We start from the raw sequence: 15050 nt of genomic DNA on the forward strand, positions 1-15050 counted from the left end.
GATGGGGGGATCGCTATGGGGTGGGGACAGGGGGAGCGCGCGCTTCTGATGGGGGCCGCGACCTGCCCGCATCGGAGGAGAGGGGCGCCCTGGGATCAATAGGAGAGGGCAGCTCGACGCCTGGTCAGCAGGACGTGGGCGAAGGACTCCGTGCGCAGGAGGGCGCGGACCTGCTGGCGGGCGGCCCGGGCGCGGAGGGCGCGGTGCTTGGTCGCGCCGCGGGTGAGGTAGGAGTGCCGGCGCTTCGCGTCCCGGCCATCCCGGTGCAGGATCGAGTTCCAGTGATCGTCGTAGCTCCACCACTGCCGGATCGTGCGCGCCATGGGGGTTCCCTCCTGTGCAGGCCAAAGGATAACGCAGGTGGCCGCGCGAGGGAAGCCACATCTGGCAAGGGGCAGATCAGTGAGCGTACATCCCGTTGTAGAGGCGGTGGCATCACGCCTGTTCCTCCACGCGATCGAACTCTCTACTATAGGCCCGCAGCCGCCCCTGGTCGGAGCATGCGCAACAAAGCCCGCGGCGCGGGAGGTCGCTCCACAACGAGGGGCGAGGCCCCAGCCGGCTCCAGCGGTGCGTGTTCCGTATGGCATCCCACGCCCCCTGGGGGGTCGCCGCGTGGACGCTGAGCGATTGCCCGCAGTTCGTGCAGAAAAACGTGTAGCAGTGCTCCCGGCGCGGGATCCCTGCCGCGTGGCGGGCCAGCAGGGATAGCGGCTTGCCCTCGCTCAGGCGGCGCAGGCCCTTCTCCGCGATCTGGCGCACTCGTTCCCGCCCAATGTCCTCCGCCGCCCCCACCATCTCCAGGGTCCAGTCCGCTTCTGGCGACGCATCCGGCGGCGGCGTGAAGCCGTACAGCCGTTGCAGCACCGAACGCTGACGCTCGGGCAGCATTTCCAGTGCGAGATCCACGGTAACGCGCTGCTCACGCCTGGCAAGCACCTCGTCCGGCCCCGGAAGAGTGCAGGTGCGCTCCCCCACCCCCATCCGGCCCAAGTCAGCCGCGTCGAAGCAGCCTTCCCCCGCCGCGCGCTCCACCGCCAACACCGCAGCGGGCCACAGCTCGTCCGCCCCCACCCCGTGATAGTCCACGATCTTTTGAGCCGAAGGCCGCAGTTCGCCCGTTCCCCTGGCGAATGGGGCCAGCCGCAGCCCCTCGTAGTCCAGGTACAGCTGGTAGGCGATCCCTACCGCGGCCGCGAACGCCCGGGGAGACAGCCCGAGCTGCTCCCGCCGCTCGATCAGCTGGTTATTGCGCAGCCGCACCGTCACCCGGAAATCCTTGATACGCTTGGTCATCATGCCCCCATTCTACACGGTTGCGCCGCGTTTGTCAAGCGGTGTGGGGGTCAGTCGCCGGCGCAGCCAGGAGCCTGCCGGTGGATGGGAGAGGTGCCATGGCAGGCGACGAACCGGGCCACGTAGCCGGCGCCCACGTCCTCCAGCCCCTTCAGGAAGGGGAAAAAGTGGGGGTCGCCGTGGAGACCGAGCATGCCGCTCTGGACGCCCTCCTCGCGCTGGAGGATGAGGCCCACGAGGTACCCCCTCACCAGGTCCTGCAGCATCCTGCCCATGCTCCCCTGCATGTCGGCGCGCTCGGTAGACGACAGCTTTCCATTCCCCAGCCGATCCCGCGCGCGATCCACGGAGTCGGTGAACTCCGCGGCCAGCAGCTCCGCGGCCTGCCGCACCTGTTCCGACCGTGGAGCGGGCAGGAGCCCCGCCTCCAGCTCCTCCACGCGCCGGGTCAGGCGCGCGACCTCCGCCGCCAGCGCCGCCTTCGTCTCCTTCTGCTGTGCCATGGCAATCCCTCCTTCGTTGGGTTGCGATCGTTTGTCAATTAGGCTCGGTGGCATGCCACGCACCTCGCGCACACGTGTTCGCTGCTGGGCCTCGCGGCCAGCGAACGCCACCCGACGGACCGCTCGATCCCGGTGCCCATCTGGTGCCCAGACCCCGGGGTTGGGACTTTCAAAGGAATCCCACTTCCTTTATTGGGGAACCTCATCACGATCCAGCACAGCTTCGATGGCCCCACGTTGGGATTTTAATAGAAATCCCACTTCTCTTGCTGTGGCACGTCTCGCGCGGCATTCTGACCGGCGAGGCCGGTTGGGATTTCAAAGAGATCCCACTTCTCTTGTCAGCTCCACCGCGGCTCAGGACGGTACCGAGGATCCCTCGCCAGTTGGGATTTCTGAAGAATCCCACTTCTCTTGTCGGTATCCTCTCGCGGATAGCCCGCTCATCCCGCTTTGTTGGGATTGAAAAGGAATCCCACTTCCGTTGTTTGGTTCACGGGTGACTTCCGTTTGATGCGCCTACGTTCGTTGGGACTGCGGAGAGATCCCACTTCTCTTGTCGCCTCCTGTCATCAGCCCACCACAGTCGAGCCCTACCTGGTTGGGATTTCAAAGATATCCCACTTCTATTGCTGGCCGCAGCACCATCATTGTCTTGCCCACGCCACCCGCGCCAATGTTTGGATCGAAAAAGAATCCAACTTCTCTTGCTGGTCCCCACGGTTGCCGCGTGGTCCGAGTTTTCCGAGTCTATGTTTGGATCGAAAAAGAATCCAACTTCTCTTGCTGGGCGAGCGTAGCGGCGAAGTGGACGCTCCTGCCGAAGCGTTGGGACTTCAGAGGAATCCCACTTCCATTGCTTGGAGAAAGTGGAGGATACAGCGCTCGTCGTGCTCCCTGTTGGGACTTCGTTTGGACTTCAAAGAGTCCCACTTCTATTACTTGGCCGTGTGCGCGAGCATGCGGGGAGGCGGCGTTGGGATTTTCAAGGAATCCCACTTCCGTGATCCGCCGCGCGGAGCACGGGACCGCTCGCGTTCCATTACTGCTTCTTGGGAATCAGAAGGAATCCCACTTCTCTTGTCTGCACGGGGGGAGCGGGATCGTGCGTTTGGATTGGAAAAGAATCCAACTTCTATTGTCAAAGAGCTACGATCTCGTAGCTGCCGCGATCACTCCGTCGGGGGCTGCGCGGGGCTGCCCGCCTCCGGGAGCCGCTTCTTGTGCCGCCCGCGCTTCGCCCACTTCGCCTGGCGCGGCTGGCGCGACACCTCCTTGCCGGCCGCCTTCGCGTGCAGGGCCAGCATGTTGCGCACCGCGTTGGCGTCCTGATCCCAGGTGCTCCCGCAGTTCTCGCAGGTGTGGTCGACCTGGGGTGCCGCATCCCAGCGCCCCTCGTGCCCGCAGACGTGGCAGCGCTGGGTGGTCATGGCCGGGTCGATCTTGACCACGCGCCCCCCCCGCGCGTGGAACGCCTGGGTCAGTGCCAGGCACAGCTCGGAGGTGGCCGCCGCCCGCTGCTGCCAGCGCGCCTCCTTGATCTCGGCCTCCTCCGCGGCCAGCGGCTTGTGCTTCTGGGTCGCCCGCTTGTCGAACGCCTCCAGGACCAGCGTGTCGTAGCGCGTGGCCAGATCGCAGGCCAGTCGGCGGTACTGATCCAGGCGCCGCCGCATGCTCTTCGCGCGCTGGTGCTCCTCCCATTGCCAGAGGTGGCGGTCCTGGGATCCCCACGCCTCCAGCAGCGAGAAGCCCTGCTCATCGCCGTCCCACCGCTCGTCGCGCCACGCGCGCAGCAACGCGGAGAACCGCCGGGGGCTGCGCCACTGGGCCAGCCCCACCGTCTCCTCCCGGAACCACTCCGGGAGCCCCGTCCGCTCCATCCAGGCCCGCATCTCGGCGATCATCGCGTTCTGCCGCTTGTCCCGGATCGACGCCAGGTCCTCCACCTTGCGCAGGCCCGACACCACCGCGGACACGCCAGGCGGGATGCGCTCGCGCGCTCGTCCAACGCCGCCGCCACCGCCCGCTGGGCCATGCGCCGGTCGATCTCAATCTCCTTGTGCGCGTTCTTGTAGTCGTGCGTCTTGCGCATCACCGCGTCCACCAGGTCAGCTTCGCGCGTGGGAGGCCGCAGCCCGTACACGTACACCTTCGTTTTCATCGATGGACCTCCTTGTCGATGCCGCGCCACGATCAAGCCCCATTGTTACACGGTTCGCGACCGTTTGTCAAGCTATTTTCCAGCCCCGCGTCCGCGCAGGCCCCGCGATCGCCGCGCCAAGACTCGCGCACACTTGTGCGCGTTTGATCCATCTCCGCTCACATCGTGCTGGCGATCCTCAATCACTCCCACCAGCTCCCATCCGTGGGCACCTTGCACCCGCGGTAAAACTTGCTGCGACGGCTCGGCATCCGGCCGTTCACCAGCATCTCGGAGAAGAGGTTGGGGTGGTTGCAAAGTCTCCGGCTTATTCCCACCTCGGGCCCCCAGATGGCCACGCGATCCCCACGCCGGTACCCCTCCTCCTTGATCGTCTCCAGCACCGTGAAGATCACGGCGGTGCGCCACGCGTCGTCCACATGCGCTGGGCACCAGACTCGGAAGCGGGACCGCGGGAACTTGAAGTCTCCAATGTGCACCGGCACCGTGGCCGTGCACCCCGGCGACGAGCAGCGATGATCATAGCAATCGCACATGACGCCTCCTTCTGGCGCGCCTCAGTCGTCCTCGTCCTCGATGGCGCTGACCACATCCTCCAACAAGAGGTAGCGCAGGACCTCGCCGTTCCAGCGGGTCACGGCCTCCGCCGGACCGAACGGCTGCTCGATCCGGCCGTCCTCGGAGACGCTGCACACGAGGAACGGGTCCTCGATCTCGCTGCCGGACACCTCCACCTGCGCGAAGAGCAGCACGTCGGTCGGCACCGGCTCATCCTCTGGGCGAATCCACTTCATGATCGCGATCCTTTCTCGATCTCAATTTGATCAGCCTTCTTCCGCGCCGCTTGCAGGGCCTCGTAGAGCTTAGGGCACTGCCCGCTGGGCGACTCCTCGTCCCATAATCGGTCGAACTCGTCCCAGCCGACCTCAAACGGGGCAAACCACGGGAAGCGGTCCGTCACCCACGATAGTTGTCCGCGCCACTCCGGGAGCAGATCCAGCAATGCCCGGCACCGCCGGTAATCGTCCGGGTCGTGCGGGTAGTCGAATCTGCTGCCGCCCCCACCCGTTATGGCCGCGTAGATCGTCAGGCTGCTCGTCCCCGTATCCCCTCGGTAGCGCCACCAGTTCGCGCGGCGAGAGACGGGCTCCGAGAGGGGGGGGCGATCCGGGTACTCCCCGCCCAGCCCAATCTCGCGCGCGCCGCACGACGGGCACGCCACCGCGCGCAACGAGGCGATCGCCACGTCCAACGGCGCATTGATCACGATCTCGGCATCAAACACGGTGCCGCACTTGAAACAGGTACTCCGCTGCGATTCGATGTTCATTGCCCACCCTTCCTATGTCAGTTCCAGCCGCCAACCCCCGATGCCCACCCGCACCAGCAGCAGCGTGCGCTCCACGCCGTCCACCTCCACGCACACGGGGGCCCGCGGCAGGATGATCCACTCGAAGTGCCCCAGCTGATCCTCCGGGCAGGGCAGCACCGTGCTACCCTCGGTAAAGGCGCAGAACGGGCAGAGGAAGTCGAACTCGCCCGGCTTCAGGCCAAACATCGTGCCGTCCTCCAGCATCGCGAACACGGCCCCATGCCCGTTGAAGCCAACCGGGTACACGCGCGGGTCCAACGCAGGCGGCATGGGAGACAGCGGGGAACCGAACCTCCATGTTGCGGCCGTCGTCTCCGGGATCGGCACCTCGGAGGCCACGGGGCGGCGCACCTTGACCTGCAAGCTCAACGTGGGCAGCGTGATGATCATCGATCCACCTCCGATATCTTACCGGCTCTTGTGCGTTTTGTCAACCATGCTGCTCGCCTCCAGCACGCGGTACTCCCAGCGGCGCCCGTCGACCAGGCGCGCCTGCAACCCGGGCACGCTGCGGCGGCCCTCTGGCGGCATCGTGCGCTGGCGCCGCAGCGTGGCAGTGATCACAGCCGCCGTGGACTCGGGCAGGTCGGGGCGCCGCAGGTCCCGGCGGATCACCTCCAGGATGCCCGCCGCGGTCATCCAGTGGGACGCCCGCTTCCGCAGCACGGCCGCGCACACCGCCAGGTGGGAGCCGTCATCGGGATCGCCCTGGCCCGCGCCGATGTCCTCGATCGGCCCCGCATCCACCGGGTCCGGCGCCAGCTCCACGGGGCGCCGCGGGCGCGGCGCGGATGCAGCTGGGAGCGCCTGGTGCTGGGGCTCCCTGTGCGCCGCGCACGCTTCATCCAGGCACACGATGCGGCCAGCGCGCCCCCGCGTGGCGGGAAACCCGCACACGGGGCACCGGGGGCCGCCCTGGGGGTCCTGCGCCGCACCCTCCGCCGCCACCGCGCTCCGCCGCCGATCCACGCGATCGTCGGCCAAGCGATAGCGCATGCGGGGGTTGCGGGGCGCCATATCGGGATCGCGCAGGACCACGCCCGCCTTGGTCAGCGCCGCCAGATCATCGCTCCCGCGGCTGCCGATCAGGGATGGATCCACCTCGTCCAGCTGCCCCCGGGTCCACCAGCGTCGCTCGGGGTGGGCGCACATCACGGCCAGCACGCGATCCCCCCGCACGCGCTCGCGTCCCTTCTTCTTCGGCGTGCCGAGCGGTGTCGGTATGGAAGCCGGGATCGCGGGTCGAGACCGCCCGTGCACCGCAGGATCTTTAGCCTTTTCCGGTGTCGGTGATGGTTTCGAGACCACGTAGGGGACGGGATCATCGACGGGCCCCCCTTGGCGCGTCCCGCAGGTCGGCGAGGAGCAGGTGAACGCACCCGTCGCGGGGTCAGCCTCGCACGGAGCGCCGCACAGCCCGCAGCGCTTCTCCGTGGGAGGAACCACTGGGGGGGGAGGCAGCACGGCCGGATCCTCCGCGGTCGGCTTGGGCAGGCGCCCCAGCATGCGCTCCAGGCGCTGCACCAGCGCCGTCACATCCACCGTGATCGTCACCAGCACCCGGTCGTCATCGCGCATGATCGCTCCCTTGCGCGAACACGTGTTCGCACTATCGCGCCCCGTCAGAACTCTATCCCGCATGCCTCGCAGCGATGCTTGACCATGTCTGCCGAGCGGCACATGGGGCACACCGCGGGCGCCTCGGGCGCGGGGCGGTCGTGCTGCCCCTCGGGCCGGTACCCGGTGCACACGTGCACGCCCAGCTGCGTCAGCGTGCAGCGGACCCGGGAGGTGTAGTCGCGACCGTTCAGGTAGGTAATGCGAGGACGCGTGAGCCGCGCGCAGGTGCACCGGCCGTCCACGTTCCACCAGCAGTCGTTGACGCCGTCCCGGATCTCGATCCCGTGCATTTCACATCTCCCCGTCGCGGGCGCCGCACAGGCAGAGGTGGCCACGGCACGCCTGGCCCCGCACCTCGCGCACGTGCTCCGCGCAACACCGCAGGATGGAGATCGCTACTCCCACGTCAACGCCGCCCTCCGGGGGCACCAGCGCGGACAACATCCCAGCTGCCATAACAGCCGCAGCCTCCCCGCGTCCCATCTCCTGGCCATCGCGACCCACACTGCGCAGGTACACCGCGTCGCCACCGTCCGGATCCGGCTCGGTCCACACCGTGACCACGTCGGCCCCGGGGCCCGGGGCATTCTCTGCTGGGGATTGAGCTGCGCGCCCGCACGCCGCCTCCACTAGCCCCTCCTCGTCCAGCAGCCGGCGCCCCAATGGGCTGCGCCAGAACAGATCCTGGGTATCCTCCAGTGCCTCGATGCACCAGCCGAGGGCCCGGAGCGCGCGCTCCCGATCCTGCTGCACCCACGCTTCGCCGTCCGCGCACCGCAGCGCGAACTGCACCGTGTCCGGGTCTGACACGCAGGTCGCTGCGATGTGGGCCAATCCCTCCCGCATCCGGTCAACCTCTGCCTGGAGCACGCGCTCGCGCTCTGCCCCCGCTGCCTGCTCCCGCTCCAGGCGCTCGATCCGCAGCCCCAACCGGCACCGCGTGCACGGCGTCTGGAACGACGGCTCACCGCACAGCTCGCACTTCCCATCCAACATGTCCCTACTCCTCCTGCATCCTCATCGGCACGCAGCGCACCGCGTACTGACTCGTTACAATCAGCGCCCCGTCCTCGGATCTGCCCTCCCGCGCCACGCATCACCCAACTGTGAGGCCGCCTCGCAGACGGCATCTCGCACCGCTACGGTCACGAATGCCAGCAGCAGCACGAGCAGCACAGCCGGCGTCAGCAGCACGACCAGGAGGCGCCGCGCCCAGGTGGTCCTCCAGTAGCAGATCGGCGTCATCGATGCGGCCTTCCATCGGCATGGGACGCCGCGAGATGCGCCTCCCGCTGCGCCGCGAGCACGCATTGCACCGCGCACACCACGTCCGGTGGCAGCTTCCACAGGCCCTGGCCACCGCGGCACGGGATCGGGCCCGCCAGCGGCATCAGCGTGCCCACCACCCAGCCGTACGGCCCGATGAACCACGGGTCCGCCCGCATCGGATCGTCCCGGTCGAGAACCGCGTGGACCACCCGGTCGAACGTGACCACCGCCACGACGCCGCCCGGGCTGTCGGCGTCCGCCGGAGGCGTGTACCCGCACTCCCGGGCCATCCACAGGGCCCCCTCCCGATCGTACCTGCGGCCGGCATGCAGCGCGATCGGCCTGCCCCAGTGCCGCGCCGGGAGCGCCCACCGCCGGTTCTCCACCCGCTTACCACCGTGGACCATGGCCTGATCCCAGGGGCGCCACAGCGTCAGTGCCAGCATCTCCGCTACTCCTTCCCCGCGAGGGCGGCGCGGAACATCTCCAGTTGCTCTTTCGCTTCGTAGCAGACTCCGGCCTCCTCAAACTGATCGAGGTATTCCGCGAACGCCTCTGCGCTCTCCCGCCGCAGCCGCTCCACCTCGGCCTCCAGTCCGTCACGTCTCTTCCGTCGCTCGAACGTCCCGTGCTCGATCGCCGTCATGGCCTCCGCCGCCGTCTGCACCGGGAACGGCCCGAACTCCTCGTCGGCGAAGACCACGACCCGCGCCGCCACATCCTTCGCCTCGTCCAGCGCCAGCAGCACCCGCCCGTGCTCCTCGCGGAACTCCCGCAGCAGGGCGCCAGCCGCCGGGTGCATCTCGTCGAGGTCTTCCTGAAACCGGTCCAAGCGGGCGGTCAGGTTCTCGTTGCTCATCTTCGTCCTCGCTTCTTCCGCGCCTTGCATCGCGCGAGGCCATCCCAAGCACCCCTAAAATACCACACTGGCGCTCGTTTGTCAACCGACATCTGGCCGAGGGCCGCACAGGCGCTCCACGACGCACTCCTCGACGAACGCCACGAAGCGGCGCAGGTCTTCGTCAGCCCGGCCCGTCGCGTCGTCGATCGCCAGCTCCATGCCGGATCCGCGGCGTCCCAGGTTGGTCCCGTTCAGCCGGTCGAACTCCGCCACCAGCTCGGGCATGCTCGCAGCCAGGCACAGGCAGCGAACGCGCTGGACCTCCCAGGCTGCCCGCGTCATCGGCGGGGGCCGCTCCGCACAACTACCTTGGCACTCCGCGCACACGTGTTCGCCTCCCAACCGAAGCCAGCTCCATGCGGGCCCTCGATTCGCACCCCCCATCCTACCTGATTATCGCGCGTTTGTCAACGGACAACTTCAAGAAGCGGCGGCGGAGTCAGTGGGCGGCGCCCGACGCGGCCTCCTCGGCCTCCTCGGGATCGATCTCGTCTGGATCGCCCTCCTCCGCTTCCTCCTCGGCGTTGATGGAATCGAGCAGCTCCTGGCCGTACACGATCTCGCGCTCCTCCGTGTCGTAGGCCACCAGGCGCAGCCCGATGACGCTCTCGACGCCAGAGAGGTAATCCTGCACGGTCTCGATGCCGTTGTTTCCCGCCAGGTACTCCGTGCAGATCAGGTCGAACAGATACGCCCGGCGATCCTTCGACGAGTCGCACCCGGCCGCCTTGGCGGCCACCGCCAGCGCGCGGTCGTAGTTCGCCGCCATGGCTGGCGTCGGGCGCCCGATGATGTAGTTGGCCTGCCGCTCGCTGCCCGCGTCGGCCCCCACACCGTCAGGGTCGGCCGCAGCATCCTTGGCCTGTTGATGCAGCATCGTGTCGATCTCCATGACGGTGCGCCCCTCCAGCTTGACGCGCCACTCCGCCGCGTTCTCCGCGGTCACGTAGCCGACGAGCATGCGGGCCTTCGTGTAGGTGAGGGTTCGGTACCACGCCTGGGCGTTCTTGGGCAGCGTGCAGAGCCACTCCTCGGTCTTGACCAGCTGCTGCGCCTTGCGGATATGGAAGTCCAGCTCCTTCTCCACGTAGTCGCGCCAGCTGCTGTAATTCCACCCATGGTAGAGCCCCTCCCGGTTGATCTGGAGGAGCGCCGCGGCCATCTCCCAGCTGTTCTTGTCGCCCTGGTCCCGCAGCACCTGCACATGCCGCCGCAGCTCGCCATGCTGCGCCTCACCCTCGGCGCTGCCGTCCACCTTGCCGAGCACGACCAGCTGGCCGCCGGGCTGCACTTCTGCGGCCTCGCCCTGATCCTGTTCCGTCCGATCCTTCACTTGCTCCTTCGCCATGTTCGCATCTCCTCGTGTGAAGCCGGAGCGCCTCCGCAATCACGTAGGCGTCGGCAATGTTGTGGTCCTCGAACTCGTACCCACGCTGCGCCAGGGCCGGAATCACCGCCACCTTGGGCAGGTTGCCGCGCCCCAGCACGGATTTCCGTGCCGTGCTCACCGGGATGCGCACGGGCTCCACGCCAAGCGCCAGCCACAACTGGGTCTTCACCACGCCGCCCAGCTCGCCCAGATCCACCAGGGCGCCATTGCGACGGCTGAATGCGTAGTCCTCCACCCCCACCGCCAGCGAGCCCTCCGCCTGCGCCGCCCGGGCCACTCGCAGCACCGCCTCCGCGATGACGATGAGGCGCTCGATGCGCTCGCGCTCGTGCACGCCCCGGGTCAGATCGCTGCCCACCCGCGCCATTGCCACCACGGCACCCTCCGCATCCAGCACGCACAGGCCCGTGCCGGTCAGGGACAGGTCCAGGCCCAGGTAGCGCGCGGGGATCAAGCGGCCGCCTTTCGCGCGTCGAAACAGAGTGCCTTCCCTGGGCACTTCCGCGCCCGCTTGTCGCTGCGGATGCGGCAGCCCTCGGGCAACGGGGCTGGCAGGGGCGCGCCCGCCAGCTCGCCCTCCACCGCGGCCACGCACGCCAGCGCCCGATCCTCCAGCCAGCGGATGGTCGGCTCATCGCGCGGGATCACGTGCTCCGCGATGGCCTTCACGAGGTCGTCCTCGCCCTTGGCCACGTAGGTCAGGCGCGCCCAGGAGAGCCCGCTCATCCACAGGTAGATCTGCACCTGGGGCAGGTGATCCTCCCGGGGGTGCCCTCCCGCCCTGGGGTCCACCTGACGGAACAGGTCGGCCCGGATGCTCTTCAACTCCCACACCTCCGGCGGCACATCCCCCCACCCCAGCACGGCGTCCCACTTGCCCACGACCCGGCACGCCGGGATGCGCCCCTTGGGCTCCACAAAGCGCCAGCCCATCCCCTCCGGGCGGGGCCCCCACCCGCGCTCCACCCACGGCCCGGTGCCGGGCGTGGGCGCCCGCTCCACGGTGTCGCCCTGGGTGCGCTCCCACGCCCCCTGGAGCACGGGCCCCAGGCCGGGCAGCAGCTCATCCTGGAAGGCCCGGTGGTAACCCGTGCCCTGCGCGAAGGTCCACAAAAGCTGCCCATCCACCGGGTCGCGCAGCTCCCGCCGCGCCCGCACCGCCAAGGCGCACAGGCGCGGACACCAGTGCGTCACATTGCTGGCCGACAGCCAGAAGTCGATGTCCGCCGCAGTGCGCGCCCCCTCCGGGACCACGATGGCCTTGTCGGGCCGCTGGAGAGCACGCAGGGCATCGGCCATCCGCGTTGACACCTCACCACGGGGCGGATCGATAGCCGCCCGCATCACGTTTCCGAGCATGCTTTTCCCCTCCTAGCGATCAATCAACGTAGACGCGCTCGGGCTCCGGCTGCGGAGCGGGCACGTTCAGGTCCTGGAGCCGCTCCGCGATGTGCTTGTCCATCTCGTCCACCCGCAGCTGCAGCCGGTACAGCTGCGCATCGTCGGAGAGGCCGGGGTAGAGCCGCAGCAAGTGGCCATGCCACTCCGCTGGGGATCCGAAGCCGTCCATCTGGCACAGTTCCGGCGTGCGCCGCATGGCGCCGACTGTGATCGGCCGCACCGACACGATCGTGGCGACGGCGAACGGCACCTCATCGGTGGCTGGGGGATCGGCGTACTCCGACGACAAGATGATCTGCGCGCCGACCTGATGCGGGCACCCGCTGGGGTACCGACGGGTCACGCTGCGCGCGCCACCCTCCTGAATCAGCTTGGTCTCGTTGCGTGTGAGCCTGAACATCCTGCCTCCTCTGAAATGCGAACACGTGTTCGCGTCAACAGGTTCCCATCCTACCTCACCGCGCCCCGAAAAGCAAGGCGCGACAAACGCCATGAAGGCACTTATGGGCCAGCATCCGCGCCGCCATCCCCGTAGGGCTCCTCCGCCAGCACCGGGCGCCCCGCGGCCAAGGCGGGGGCAGGATCCGCTGTTGATGCCTCCCCGACCGGCGCTGCAGGCGCGGCCACTGGCGCCACGGAGCAGTACTGCTCGAACTCATCGCTCTTCATCTTGGCCAGCACGGTCAGGGACGTGGCCACGGCAGCCACCACGGCCGTCGAGATGCCCAGGCCCAGCTGCCAGTCCTCGTCGTCCGGGAAGGCCGTGGCGAGGCCGCCCGCGCCGCTCAGCGCGCCCCCCAGCGCGGCCCCCCAGGTCGCCGCGTCCCGCTGGTCCAGTAGCCGCTGGCAGCGGTCCGCCGTCCAGCTCGTGGCGAACGTGTCCCCCTGCGGCGCCGTCGGCAACACCCGGGCCACCCCACCGCACGCCACCAGCAGCCCTGCTACGATCCCGATCATCAATGCGCGCATGCGTCCTCCCGTGGCGAACACGTGTTCGCTGCTATAGCTCCGCTCCCGGGGGCGGCCCCCATGCGCGCCCACTCCACTCGTAGATCCGGTCCACCTGCTGCGGGGTGAACCGCCAGCGCACGCCCACGTTCCGGTCGGCCCAGGCCCGCGGCGTGTTGCCGCGCTCCTCGGCAACCGCGCACCAGTCCGCCACCATCTCGGCGAGCCGGGAGGGAGGCATGCGGGTCGCGTCCACGATCTGGGCTGGCGGCGCATCCCGATCCGTCGGGTTCAGCAGCGCGGTCCGACGCAGCTGCCAGTACTCCGGGTGGTGGTCGTTCGTCAAGATGTGGCGCTCCGTGGCCGCCTGTATCGCCGCGTCCAGCCCCGCCGGGGCCGCGAAGGGCACCCCGCGCTCCTGGCACCGGTAGCGCCACGTCAGCCAGACGTAGGGCGTACGCTCGGGATGGGCGAACTTGGACGCGTCGTGGCGCGCTACCCGGCGCAGCAGCAGATCGGCCAACGTCGGATCGTAGCCGCGCAAGTACGCCGCCAACCGGGCCGCGTACCGCTGGACCAGCAGGATGTGCCGCTCCGTGCGGGCCACGAAGTGCGCCTCCATCTCCGCCGTCGGCGCGGGAATCGACTGGCTCTCATCCATTTGCATCGCCTCCTCCAGCGATAGCTTGTCCACGATTACACCTCTTCCATGGCTTCCTCGCCATCGACCAGGATGGCGCACGGCAGGTTCCAGTCACGGATCACGCTCGCGATGCCGCCCTGTCCCTGTAGCACGTTGATCACGTCCTGCGTCGTGGGGTTCTGCTATCTTTCTGGTGCGCGAAGGTGCGCACCGGCCAGTTCCTGCTTCTTCGAGGGCGGTTGCACGCGCACACGTGTGCGCGCCAGGGCCACCCTCTCCACAGGCGTTACTTCGGGGCTAGCCGCCCCTAGTTGTTTCAAATTCATCGCCGCGTTCACATCGCGGTCATGGACTACCCCGCAGGCCGGGCAGACCCACTCTCTCACGTTGAGCGGCAACTGTTTGATCACCTCACCGCAATCGCTGCACTTCTTGGACGACGGTTCAAACCGTGGGTACACCACGATCTTGGAATCCCAGATCGGTCCCTTGTACGTGAGTTGCCGCCGAAACTCCCCGAACGCCTCATCCTGAATGGACCGCGCCAACTTCCGATTCCGAACCATACCTTGCACATTTAGATCCTCGATGCCGACCGCTTGGTTCTCGCGGACCAGCCTCGTCGTGACCTTGTGCAAGAAGTCCTGCCGGATATTGGCGATGCGCCTGTGCAACCGCGCCAACCGTTCCGCCGCCTTCCTTCGATTCTGACTTCCTTTCTTCTTCCGTGCATGTTGCCTGGACAGCCGCTGCAACATCTGCATGGCAACCCGGATCGCACGTGGACCCTCGATCTTCTCACCAGTCGACAGCGTCATGGACATCGCGATCCCCAGATCCACCCCCACCACGCCCTCCGCTGTACGGGGGCGCCGCAGCTCTCCCACGTCCACCTGTACGACCAGAAACCAGGCATCGGCATCCCGCCGTACCGTGCCTCCCGTGATCTTGCCCGACCAACGCAGTGGTTCCCTCGTACGCACCGCCCCGACAAATGGCAACTTCGCGCACCGCTCCTGCATCGCGAACTTGTCGTTGGCGATATAGAAGGAATCCCGAGACTTCCCCTTCTTCTTGAACCTCGGATATCCTGGCTTCTGCCCCGCCTTCACCCGCCGGAAGAAATGCTGGAACGCACGCTGCACATGATCGAACGGACGCGCCGTACAGTCGCGGTGCACCTCGTAGGTCCATGGGAATTGTTCTCGGCGAATCGCGTTGAACCGCTTCTTCAACGACAGACCGCTCGGCTTCTCTCCTGCCGCGTACTGCCGCTGCCACTCCGCCAAGGCCCAGTTCCACGTGAACCGCGTCGTTCCACATGCACGACGAAAGTACGCCTCTTGCTTCGGTGTCGGGCGCAGTCGAATTTTGTGGGCCAGGATCACTTCTGCTCCATCGCCGCGAGCACGAGATCACGGACCACCTGAGCCACGCTGCATCGACGACGATCAGCCTCCGATTTGAGCCACGCCAGCATCTCGACATCGAACTGCATCACAAATCGTTGATCTTTCTTCATGTCACAACCCTACATCAATTCTGC

24 protein-coding genes are annotated in these 15050 nt (G+C 67.6%); all 24 read right to left on the reverse strand.

Annotation, left to right across the window (positions count from 1 at the left end; translation table 11 throughout):
- Positions 1-95: 95 nt before the first annotated feature.
- Positions 96-323 carry a hypothetical protein gene (locus WC683_00855; GenBank protein ID MFA4971129.1) on the reverse strand — a complete coding sequence of 76 codons (228 nt, stop codon included), beginning with the start codon at positions 321-323 and terminating at the stop codon, positions 96-98.
- Between the two features lie 112 nt (positions 324-435).
- Complete coding sequence (locus tag WC683_00860) at positions 436-1299, reverse strand: sigma factor-like helix-turn-helix DNA-binding protein (protein MFA4971130.1); 864 nt, start codon at positions 1297-1299, stop codon at positions 436-438.
- Between the two features lie 47 nt (positions 1300-1346).
- Positions 1347-1799, reverse strand: a complete 453-nt coding sequence (locus tag WC683_00865) for a hypothetical protein (GenBank protein MFA4971131.1) — start codon at positions 1797-1799, stop codon at positions 1347-1349.
- Positions 1800-2971: 1172 nt separating this feature from the next.
- Positions 2972-3745, reverse strand: a complete 774-nt coding sequence (locus WC683_00870) for a zinc ribbon domain-containing protein (protein MFA4971132.1) — start codon at positions 3743-3745, stop codon at positions 2972-2974.
- Entirely contained in the window at positions 3700-3960 is a 261-nt protein-coding gene (locus WC683_00875; protein MFA4971133.1) for a hypothetical protein, read from the reverse strand. The genes WC683_00870 and WC683_00875 overlap by 46 nt, the downstream gene beginning before the upstream one ends.
- 182 nt (positions 3961-4142) lie before the next feature.
- Positions 4143-4496 (reverse strand): hypothetical protein, encoded by a 354-nt coding sequence (locus WC683_00880; GenBank protein MFA4971134.1) that lies wholly within the window; start codon positions 4494-4496, stop codon positions 4143-4145.
- Positions 4497-4517: 21 nt separating this feature from the next.
- Positions 4518-4754 (reverse strand): hypothetical protein, encoded by a 237-nt coding sequence (locus WC683_00885; protein MFA4971135.1) that lies wholly within the window; start codon positions 4752-4754, stop codon positions 4518-4520.
- The gene (locus WC683_00890) at positions 4751-5290 is read right to left on the reverse strand and encodes a hypothetical protein (GenBank protein MFA4971136.1); all 540 of its coding nucleotides are present in this window, start codon (positions 5288-5290) and stop codon (positions 4751-4753) included. The genes WC683_00885 and WC683_00890 overlap by 4 nt, the downstream gene beginning before the upstream one ends.
- Positions 5291-5302: 12 nt before the next feature.
- Positions 5303-5701, reverse strand: a complete 399-nt coding sequence (locus WC683_00895; protein MFA4971137.1) for a hypothetical protein — start codon at positions 5699-5701, stop codon at positions 5303-5305.
- Positions 5702-5740: 39 nt separating this feature from the next.
- Positions 5741-6910, reverse strand: a complete 1170-nt coding sequence (locus WC683_00900) for a hypothetical protein (protein ID MFA4971138.1) — start codon at positions 6908-6910, stop codon at positions 5741-5743.
- Positions 6911-6954: 44 nt separating this feature from the next.
- Positions 6955-7287, reverse strand: a complete 333-nt coding sequence (locus WC683_00905; GenBank protein MFA4971139.1) for a hypothetical protein — start codon at positions 7285-7287, stop codon at positions 6955-6957.
- Positions 7244-7948, reverse strand: a complete 705-nt coding sequence (locus WC683_00910; GenBank protein MFA4971140.1) for a hypothetical protein — start codon at positions 7946-7948, stop codon at positions 7244-7246. The genes WC683_00905 and WC683_00910 overlap by 44 nt, the downstream gene beginning before the upstream one ends.
- A gap of 60 nt (positions 7949-8008) precedes the next feature.
- Complete coding sequence (locus WC683_00915; GenBank protein MFA4971141.1) at positions 8009-8197, reverse strand: hypothetical protein; 189 nt, start codon at positions 8195-8197, stop codon at positions 8009-8011.
- Complete coding sequence (locus tag WC683_00920; GenBank protein MFA4971142.1) at positions 8194-8667, reverse strand: hypothetical protein; 474 nt, start codon at positions 8665-8667, stop codon at positions 8194-8196. The genes WC683_00915 and WC683_00920 overlap by 4 nt, the downstream gene beginning before the upstream one ends.
- Positions 8668-8672: 5 nt before the next feature.
- On the reverse strand, positions 8673-9080 hold the full coding sequence (locus tag WC683_00925; GenBank protein MFA4971143.1) for a hypothetical protein: 408 nt from the start codon (positions 9078-9080) through the stop codon (positions 8673-8675).
- 81 nt (positions 9081-9161) lie between these two features.
- Positions 9162-9449, reverse strand: a complete 288-nt coding sequence (locus WC683_00930) for a hypothetical protein (protein ID MFA4971144.1) — start codon at positions 9447-9449, stop codon at positions 9162-9164.
- Positions 9450-9561: 112 nt separating this feature from the next.
- Positions 9562-10470 (reverse strand): hypothetical protein, encoded by a 909-nt coding sequence (locus WC683_00935; GenBank protein ID MFA4971145.1) that lies wholly within the window; start codon positions 10468-10470, stop codon positions 9562-9564.
- The gene (locus WC683_00940) at positions 10355-10888 is read right to left on the reverse strand and encodes a hypothetical protein (GenBank protein ID MFA4971146.1); all 534 of its coding nucleotides are present in this window, start codon (positions 10886-10888) and stop codon (positions 10355-10357) included. Before WC683_00940 ends, WC683_00935 begins: the two co-directional genes overlap by 116 nt.
- A 74-nt stretch (positions 10889-10962) precedes the next feature.
- Positions 10963-11640, reverse strand: coding sequence for a hypothetical protein (locus WC683_00945; GenBank protein MFA4971147.1), 678 nt, complete (start codon positions 11638-11640; stop codon positions 10963-10965).
- A 250-nt stretch (positions 11641-11890) separates the two neighbouring features.
- Positions 11891-12406, reverse strand: a complete 516-nt coding sequence (locus tag WC683_00950; protein MFA4971148.1) for a hypothetical protein — start codon at positions 12404-12406, stop codon at positions 11891-11893.
- Between the two features lie 8 nt (positions 12407-12414).
- Positions 12415-12870 carry a hypothetical protein gene (locus WC683_00955; GenBank protein ID MFA4971149.1) on the reverse strand — a complete coding sequence of 152 codons (456 nt, stop codon included), beginning with the start codon at positions 12868-12870 and terminating at the stop codon, positions 12415-12417.
- A gap of 43 nt (positions 12871-12913) precedes the next feature.
- Entirely contained in the window at positions 12914-13555 is a 642-nt protein-coding gene (locus tag WC683_00960) for a DUF5662 family protein (GenBank protein MFA4971150.1), read from the reverse strand.
- A 131-nt stretch (positions 13556-13686) separates the two neighbouring features.
- The gene (locus WC683_00965; protein MFA4971151.1) at positions 13687-14892 is read right to left on the reverse strand and encodes an RNA-guided endonuclease TnpB family protein; all 1206 of its coding nucleotides are present in this window, start codon (positions 14890-14892) and stop codon (positions 13687-13689) included.
- Positions 14889-15026, reverse strand: a complete 138-nt coding sequence (locus WC683_00970) for a hypothetical protein (protein MFA4971152.1) — start codon at positions 15024-15026, stop codon at positions 14889-14891. Before WC683_00970 ends, WC683_00965 begins: the two co-directional genes overlap by 4 nt.
- Between the last annotated feature and the right edge of the window lie 24 nt (positions 15027-15050).

This window comes from bacterium (genome assembly GCA_041648665.1).
Classification (GTDB): Bacteria; UBA10199; UBA10199; order 2-02-FULL-44-16; family JAAZCA01; genus JAFGMW01.

Excerpts from the sequence above, each read along its gene's own strand:
- WC683_00855 (MFA4971129.1), bottom strand. The coding sequence starts at position 323 with ATGGCGCGCACGATCCGGCAGTGGTGGAGCTACGACGATCACTGGAAC.
- WC683_00860 (MFA4971130.1), bottom strand. The coding sequence starts at position 1,299 with ATGATGACCAAGCGTATCAAGGATTTCCGGGTGACGGTGCGGCTGCGC.
- WC683_00865 (MFA4971131.1), bottom strand. The coding sequence starts at position 1,799 with ATGGCACAGCAGAAGGAGACGAAGGCGGCGCTGGCGGCGGAGGTCGCG.
- WC683_00875 (MFA4971133.1), bottom strand. The coding sequence starts at position 3,960 with ATGAAAACGAAGGTGTACGTGTACGGGCTGCGGCCTCCCACGCGCGAA.
- WC683_00880 (MFA4971134.1), bottom strand. The coding sequence starts at position 4,496 with ATGTGCGATTGCTATGATCATCGCTGCTCGTCGCCGGGGTGCACGGCC.
- WC683_00885 (MFA4971135.1), bottom strand. The coding sequence starts at position 4,754 with ATGAAGTGGATTCGCCCAGAGGATGAGCCGGTGCCGACCGACGTGCTG.
- WC683_00890 (MFA4971136.1), bottom strand. The coding sequence starts at position 5,290 with ATGAACATCGAATCGCAGCGGAGTACCTGTTTCAAGTGCGGCACCGTG.
- WC683_00900 (MFA4971138.1), bottom strand. The coding sequence starts at position 6,910 with ATGCGCGATGACGACCGGGTGCTGGTGACGATCACGGTGGATGTGACG.
- WC683_00910 (MFA4971140.1), bottom strand. The coding sequence starts at position 7,948 with ATGTTGGATGGGAAGTGCGAGCTGTGCGGTGAGCCGTCGTTCCAGACG.
- WC683_00915 (MFA4971141.1), bottom strand. The coding sequence starts at position 8,197 with ATGACGCCGATCTGCTACTGGAGGACCACCTGGGCGCGGCGCCTCCTG.
- WC683_00920 (MFA4971142.1), bottom strand. The coding sequence starts at position 8,667 with ATGCTGGCACTGACGCTGTGGCGCCCCTGGGATCAGGCCATGGTCCAC.
- WC683_00925 (MFA4971143.1), bottom strand. The coding sequence starts at position 9,080 with ATGAGCAACGAGAACCTGACCGCCCGCTTGGACCGGTTTCAGGAAGAC.
- WC683_00935 (MFA4971145.1), bottom strand. The coding sequence starts at position 10,470 with ATGGCGAAGGAGCAAGTGAAGGATCGGACGGAACAGGATCAGGGCGAG.
- WC683_00950 (MFA4971148.1), bottom strand. The coding sequence starts at position 12,406 with ATGGCGTTTGTCGCGCCTTGCTTTTCGGGGCGCGGTGAGGTAGGATGG.
- WC683_00955 (MFA4971149.1), bottom strand. The coding sequence starts at position 12,870 with ATGATCGGGATCGTAGCAGGGCTGCTGGTGGCGTGCGGTGGGGTGGCC.
- WC683_00970 (MFA4971152.1), bottom strand. The coding sequence starts at position 15,026 with ATGAAGAAAGATCAACGATTTGTGATGCAGTTCGATGTCGAGATGCTG.